8 protein-coding genes are annotated in these 5,849 nt (G+C 56.6%); 2 read left to right on the forward strand and 6 right to left on the reverse strand.

Annotation, left to right across the window (positions count from 1 at the left end):
- From VAE48_RS05155 to VAE48_RS05170, 4 genes are all read right to left on the reverse strand, one after another.
- The coding region (locus VAE48_RS05155) for a homoserine O-acetyltransferase/O-succinyltransferase family protein (protein ID WP_322792248.1) at positions 1-746 on the reverse strand (746 nt) is incomplete at its 3' end.
- 106 nt (positions 747-852) lie between these two features.
- Complete coding sequence (locus tag VAE48_RS05160; protein ID WP_322792249.1) at positions 853-990, reverse strand: hypothetical protein; 138 nt, start codon at positions 988-990, stop codon at positions 853-855.
- Between the two features lie 117 nt (positions 991-1,107).
- Positions 1,108-1,344 carry a type II toxin-antitoxin system HicB family antitoxin gene (locus VAE48_RS05165; RefSeq protein ID WP_322792250.1) on the reverse strand — a complete coding sequence of 79 codons (237 nt, stop codon included), beginning with the start codon at positions 1,342-1,344 and terminating at the stop codon, positions 1,108-1,110.
- A gap of 55 nt (positions 1,345-1,399) precedes the next feature.
- Positions 1,400-1,630 (reverse strand): hypothetical protein, encoded by a 231-nt coding sequence (locus VAE48_RS05170; protein ID WP_322792251.1) that lies wholly within the window; start codon positions 1,628-1,630, stop codon positions 1,400-1,402.
- Positions 1,631-1,767: 137 nt separating this feature from the next.
- On the opposite strand from VAE48_RS05170, the gene VAE48_RS05175 reads away from it, so the two are divergent.
- Both VAE48_RS05175 and VAE48_RS05180 read left to right on the forward strand, forming a co-directional pair.
- Positions 1,768-2,985, forward strand: a complete 1,218-nt coding sequence (locus VAE48_RS05175; RefSeq protein WP_322792252.1) for a hypothetical protein — start codon at positions 1,768-1,770, stop codon at positions 2,983-2,985.
- A gap of 11 nt (positions 2,986-2,996) precedes the next feature.
- Positions 2,997-3,419, forward strand: a complete 423-nt coding sequence (locus tag VAE48_RS05180) for a hypothetical protein (protein ID WP_322792253.1) — start codon at positions 2,997-2,999, stop codon at positions 3,417-3,419.
- A 382-nt stretch (positions 3,420-3,801) separates the two neighbouring features.
- On the opposite strand, the gene VAE48_RS05185 is transcribed toward VAE48_RS05180, so the two are convergent.
- Positions 3,802-5,379: an SdrD B-like domain-containing protein gene (locus VAE48_RS05185; RefSeq protein ID WP_322792254.1), complete on the reverse strand. Its 1,578-nt coding sequence runs from the start codon at positions 5,377-5,379 to the stop codon at positions 3,802-3,804.
- 190 nt (positions 5,380-5,569) lie between these two features.
- A partial coding sequence (gene cas6, locus VAE48_RS05190; RefSeq protein WP_322792255.1) for a CRISPR system precrRNA processing endoribonuclease RAMP protein Cas6 occupies positions 5,570-5,849 on the reverse strand: 280 nt, incomplete at its 5' end.

The following is a 5,849-nucleotide window of genomic DNA, read 5'->3' on the forward strand; positions in this document are numbered from 1 at the left end:
CGGTCATACTCGTATTTCAACGTGAGCGGGTCGTACTCGGAATGCCCGGTGACGAATATCTGCCGGCCGTCGCGCCGCAGAACAATATACACCCCGGCGCGCGGCGATTCGGAGATGATTTCCAGTTCGTCCACCTGAAGGATGTCCTCGCGGCGGATTTCGGTATGGCGGGAGTGCGGCGCGTAAAATACATCGTCAAAGCCGCGCAGCAGCGGAATGTTGCGCCGGTTGAAGGTATGCTCAAAAACCCCGAACATCTTTTGAGGAAGTGGATATTTGGGGATGCCGTACTGGTGGTAGAGCGCCGCCTGCGCCCCCCAACAAATGAAGAAGGTAGAAAAGACATTGTGCTTGCTCCACTCGATGATTTCCTGCAGCTCGCTCCAGTAATCCACCTCTTCAAACGGGAGATGCTCCACCGGCGCGCCGGTGACGATAAAGCCGTCGTACTTTTCGGTTTTCATCTGCTCAAAGGTGCGGTAAAAGGTCAGCAGATGCTCTTCGGGGGTGTTTTTGCTGTGATGCGAAGCCGTGCGCATGAAGGCAATTTCCACCTGCAAAGCCGTGTTGCCCAGCAAGCGCAGCAGCTGCGTTTCGGTGGCAATTTTGGTCGGCATCAGGTTGAGAATGGCTATGCGAAGGGGGCGGATGTCCTGATGGACGGCGCGCTCCTCATCCATCACAAAGATATTCTCGCTTGCCAGAATCTCTCGGGCGGGCAGCGCATTGGGAATCTTGATCGGCATTGGGTACCTCCTGTCAGTCGCTCTTTGACCTCAACATATCATGAATTAACACCTGCCGCGATGGCGGAGGTTTTTTGACGAATATTCGAGTTTTTTTCGAGGGGGGTTAACCGCTCAACACAATGGCGCTATGATAACCATTTTGGTCTGAAAAATCAATATCCTTATTGCGGCTAACTGCCGCTTCTTTCAAAAACCGACTCTGCTCATTCTCAAGCTCGATCCCCGAATGGATTTTCAGCAACAGATCTCTGCACTCCTCTGACCATTAAATTAAACGCATCTATTGGGAAGTCGCCGATCTCCAGCCTGATGGATATTTTCGGCTGCATCCTCCCCCGTCCAGCATGAAGATTACGGATCAGTCGTCATCCGACTCTAAACGCATACCTTCCACTTCGGGCAGAGGATGCCCCAGCTGCAGACCCAGCACAAGCCAATCTTCCAAAACACTTTGCAGTTCCTCGCGGCATTCCTCCAGCGTATTGGCATTTGCCCAAACCCCGCTAAAACCCGGAATCGCTCCGTAATAAGTTCCGTCCGGTAATAATTCATATTTTGCCAGTTGCATTGCTTTATTAAGGTATTCGGGCAACATTTTTTGTCTCCAGGTTTTGACTTGTTGCAAAGAACAAAAGAGGAATTCGACAAAATTAACGGTGGAGATTATACACCAATCCTTTCATGTTCGGTTCACGATAGCGCAGCCAGCGCAAGTGTGAACGAGTGGGCTCCTCATACTTGCGTTTGATGACCGAGTGAACGCTCTCGACTTTCCAGCGCTGGCCATCCGGCCCGTCCAATAGATCCTGTGCCAACCGTTCGGCACATTCCTGCCGTTCGCGGCTGACCAGCCAACCTGCCCGCCGGTTGTGTTTTACCACCTTTCAATTTTGAAAATACAACGATTTTTCTTTCCAATCGGAATTGACAACTCGGATAATTTCTGCAAAATAGGGCTGTGATGCCCAACCTTCATCCAGCCGGCACACCATCCCATCCGAAAGGAGTTCTTCCCCCCATGAACCCTCAACCTCTTCTTTTCCACCCCAACCGCCCGGCTCAACCCCGCCGCGCGCTGATCTTCTGCCTCGTCCTCGCCGTCCTGCTGACCGCCTACGGCTGCGCCGCAGTCAGCCCAACCCCGCCGCCCGCCGAAACCGCCGCCCCAGCCCCTACCTTCACCCCCACCCTCGCCGTTCCGACCAACACCCCAGCCCCCACCTTCACCCCCACCATCCCGCCCACCCCCACCCCAGACCCCTGCCCCAGCCAGCCCGAACGCTGGACGCTCAACCTGCAAAAGGACGCCAGCGGCAACATCTACCGCAATAACTACCGCCTGCTCACCCCCACCTGCGCCTACGACAACCTCATGCCCTGGCTCGCCTTCACCATGGCGATCCAGAACGGCTACTCCGCCGAAGAAGCCGCCCACCTGCTCGGACTGCAAGACCACCCCTATTTCAACGGCTTCCGCTACAACGAAGGCATCCCCCAAAAATATGTCATGTGGTTCCACCTGCAAGCCGAAGAATCCATCCCCAAGCGCATTCTTTGGTACCTGGATACCATGCAGTACCCGCTCACCTCGCGCTTTTGGGTGTACAACGACCAGACCGGCGACTACACCCCCAACAAGTTCGTCATGCACGGCTGCACCCCCAACGTCAAAGCCGGGCTGCGCGACGGGCTGGGCAGCGAGGAAATCGTCTATTTCCCGATGGTCTGCTCGATCCTCAAATTCTTCCCCGGTGCGCAGGATAGGTATGTCTTACACAAATTACCGGACGGAAGCGAAGTCCCCAATGTGCAGAAAGGTTACATTCCCCATCCCGATTGGGCCTTCAACGATGACCCCGCCATTGGTGGCGGGCACAACTACGCCGAGCCCGGGCAGCCGGCCTACGCCACCCTGCTGTTCTACGCCTACACCGGCAACGGACAGTGGTGGTACCTCGGCGAGGACGACCGCTTCGAGCTGCGCGGCTTCATCAGCGTGGAGAGCATGAAGAACAACATCGAGTTTTTCCACGAATTCCAGCCGGAACTGCCGGTCTGGGACATCCAGTGGCTGAAGGACACCTACGGGATCGAGCCGCGCCCGCTGCCCGAACGGGTGGAAGATTACATTGCACGGGGAACGGCTGACCCGAGCGTGGCGGAAAAAGGAATGCAGGCTTTCCGCATCGCAGCCGAGCAGCGCAGCCGGTACAACGAGGACAAATTGAAAAAGTGAAAGGAGGCGCGATGAGCGTGCGAAAATTGTGGATGTTGGGTTTGGCTTTGGCATTAGTGCTGGGCGGGCTGGGCCTGTTCCCGGCCGCCCGGCCGGTATCTGCCGATCCGGGGTGTAATGGTTTAGGTGATGTTCTTATCTGTTCTGATAGCAACAAAAATTGCACAAGCGGATGCACCACAGACCAGTACGGGAATCTGGTCAAGAGCTGCACGCCGGGGAAGAGTACCGCAGAAAGGCAGGTCAACAAACTGATCACCTACGGTGAAAACAAGCAGGGGTGTGTCGGCGGCAGTGCCGTTGTGGATACCTGTACCGGCGTTGTCAAGCAAAGCTCATACAACATGAACAACATCGGTGAAGCCGAACTATGCTTCCGCGATTCCAGTACGGCTACCCTGGAGCCGGTCTGCGATACCCTGAAAATTGGGTAGCCAAGCCGCAAGAAACGTCCGTGCGGGATGATTTTTTTCGCATCCCATTTCGCATCTTTGCCCCCTGTTGCGCCTCCCCCAGTATCGCTTTAGCAATATTGGGGGAGGTGCTGCTGACTGTTTTTTTTCGCTTAGGCTGAACCCGAGTTATATTAACGTGAGTTCGGAATAAGAACCCGGCACGCGGTACCAATGCCCCCACCTGCACCTCCCCCAAAATCGCATGGGCGATTTTGGGGGAGGCCGGGAGGGGGACGAAAATGCTAAAGTTGATGATGTAGAAATGATTTATCCCGAATTGAGGTTATATTACTTAGAGAAGTGCAACCCTTTTTACAGGTCAGCGCGCTGCTCTTCGGGCATTCTTTCCGTACAGCTCCTCCTATTTTGCTCCCTTGGGCGGATAGAAGCGGAACTTCCACACCCCCGGCTGACCAGTTTCCTCGTAAACCGTCGAATTAGTGGTGGCAATATGCAGCCAGGTTTGACCCGGAGCCAGCGGGAAAGGCCGGCCGTCGGCATAGCGCAGGCGCACCGGCCGCGCTAAACCGGTGGTTTTCTCATAGTCTTCGCCCACCATGCTCCAATAAACATTGGTATAAACCTGCCCGTTGCGGAAGACAACCGCTTTGCCTTTTGTACCGGGCTGCATGTTCAGGTCAATGATGGTCGGCGTGCGGGCGGTATGTTCGACAAACAGGACAACCACATTTTCAAGAAGCACAGGCCGGTTGGTCAGTCGGTCGGTTGCCGGAACGAACTGCCCAACCCGGCTTTCGTCGCCGTAATCCTGATAGCGCCAGTAAGCCCCCGCAACCGGATCGTACACCCAGCGCGCCTGATTCAGATAGGCGTAAAACACATTCACCTGATCGGCGGGTTGACCCCCGGCAGGCGGCTGCGGGTCAAACACATTGCCCGAATAGTTGGGCGGCGCGCTGGGGTTGCGGTTGGCTTCCGCCAGCCGGCGCAGCTGAGTCACCGACAGGCCGGCGCTGTTGATGTCCTGCGGGTTGCTGCCGAACACATTGCGGCAGATGCGCAGGTTGACTTCCGCCGATTTACTTGCCGCAACCAGACAGCCGTTGGGAAAAGCAGCTGCAATCGGCACATAGGCCTCGCGCCCGGAGCGCACGCCGGCCAGTCCCGCATCTTGCGGCTGTTCAATTCCCACAATGGCGTTGCTCTGGTTTTGGTTTTCTCCCGACCCGTTCGTCGTCTGATTCCATTCCAGACCAAAATCGAGATTCAGATCGGTTTGGCGAAAGGTAAACACCCTGGTTTGCGCCACGTTGTGTGCGCTGCCGTCCTGAACAGGTACTTCCGCATCGCTGGAGGTCAGACGAAAACCCTCGGGGATTTGCAACCGCACGGCATACAATTTACCGATTCGCGGCGAGAAAGCGTAGTAGCCGTTGCCATCTGTCAAAACCGTGCGGATAACACTGCCGCCCAACTCCACCAGCTGCAGCTCGATGCCGCCCAGCCCGGGTTCATCGGGCTGTTGAGCGCCATCGGCATTGCGGTCCCACCAAACGCGGCCTCCCAAAGCAGCGCCGTTGAGACGCAGCGGTTCGGCGCGCGGGGTCAGCCCGGCCGGAGTGGGCAGCAATTGGGGCGCTTCGCCGTAAAAGACGGTCAGAAAGCGGGTCATCCCCTCGGTGATGTAGATTTCATACACCTGCGGAGCAACCGAAAGGCCGGTCTGCGGGCGGACGGTAGGGGGGAAGTGAGCCAAAGATACCAGCACGGCCGGCAGCTCCAGCCAGGACGGATCAGACACCGGCAGCCCGGTTAAAGGGTTATAACCGGCCGGGAACTGCTCCAGATCTGGCCCCATCGGGTAAGACGGCGGAGTTTCGCCTGACGCAATCACTTTCCCCGTCAACGGGTAAAAAGTTAAGGACAAAACCAGCCCGATACAAATCAGCACAAAAAAGATAGAGAAGAATTTCTTCATCCTGATGCCTCCATAATACCAAAAAAAGACCGTTTCCTCTTAAGAAATTATATCGAGACCCCAGCTGGCCAGCCTTTACACCTTTGTAAGCTGACACCCATCCGGGATCAATTCTTCCATCAGAGATTTTCCGCCAGGAGAGGTTTCTTGCTGTTCTCTGCGTCTTTGCGCCTTTGTGTTGAGCGGCGCCTTATCCGCCAACGGCAAAGCCGCCTACCCGCACCACGCCGTTGCCCTTGACCGTGTCCTTGCCGACCTGTACGATTTCAGCCCAGGCCAGCCACTCCCCCAACGCCTGCCAGACCTCGACCGGCGCCTGATACACGGCCCGCCCAACCAGCCCGCTGATCCACGTTTCCCGCCCGCTGCGGCTGGATGAGCTGGACAGTTCCACCCACTCAGTGTGATTTTCCACCAGCTGCACCTGCCGCGCCAGCTGACGCAGCCGCACCCGCTCATCATAAGCGCGC

Origin of the sequence: Bellilinea sp., from assembly GCF_034432615.1 — a bacterium.
Classification (GTDB): Bacteria; Chloroflexota; Anaerolineae; order Anaerolineales; family Anaerolineaceae; genus Bellilinea.

What these genes read in the sequence shown, in the direction of transcription:
- VAE48_RS05180 (WP_322792253.1), top strand. Translation starts at nt 2,997, where the DNA reads ATGAGCGTGCGAAAATTGTGGATGTTGGGTTTGGCTTTGGCATTAGTG.
- VAE48_RS05165 (WP_322792250.1), bottom strand. Translation starts at nt 1,344, where the DNA reads ATGTTGCCCGAATACCTTAATAAAGCAATGCAACTGGCAAAATATGAA.
- VAE48_RS05175 (WP_322792252.1), top strand. Translation starts at nt 1,768, where the DNA reads ATGAACCCTCAACCTCTTCTTTTCCACCCCAACCGCCCGGCTCAACCC.
- VAE48_RS05185 (WP_322792254.1), bottom strand. Translation starts at nt 5,379, where the DNA reads ATGAAGAAATTCTTCTCTATCTTTTTTGTGCTGATTTGTATCGGGCTG.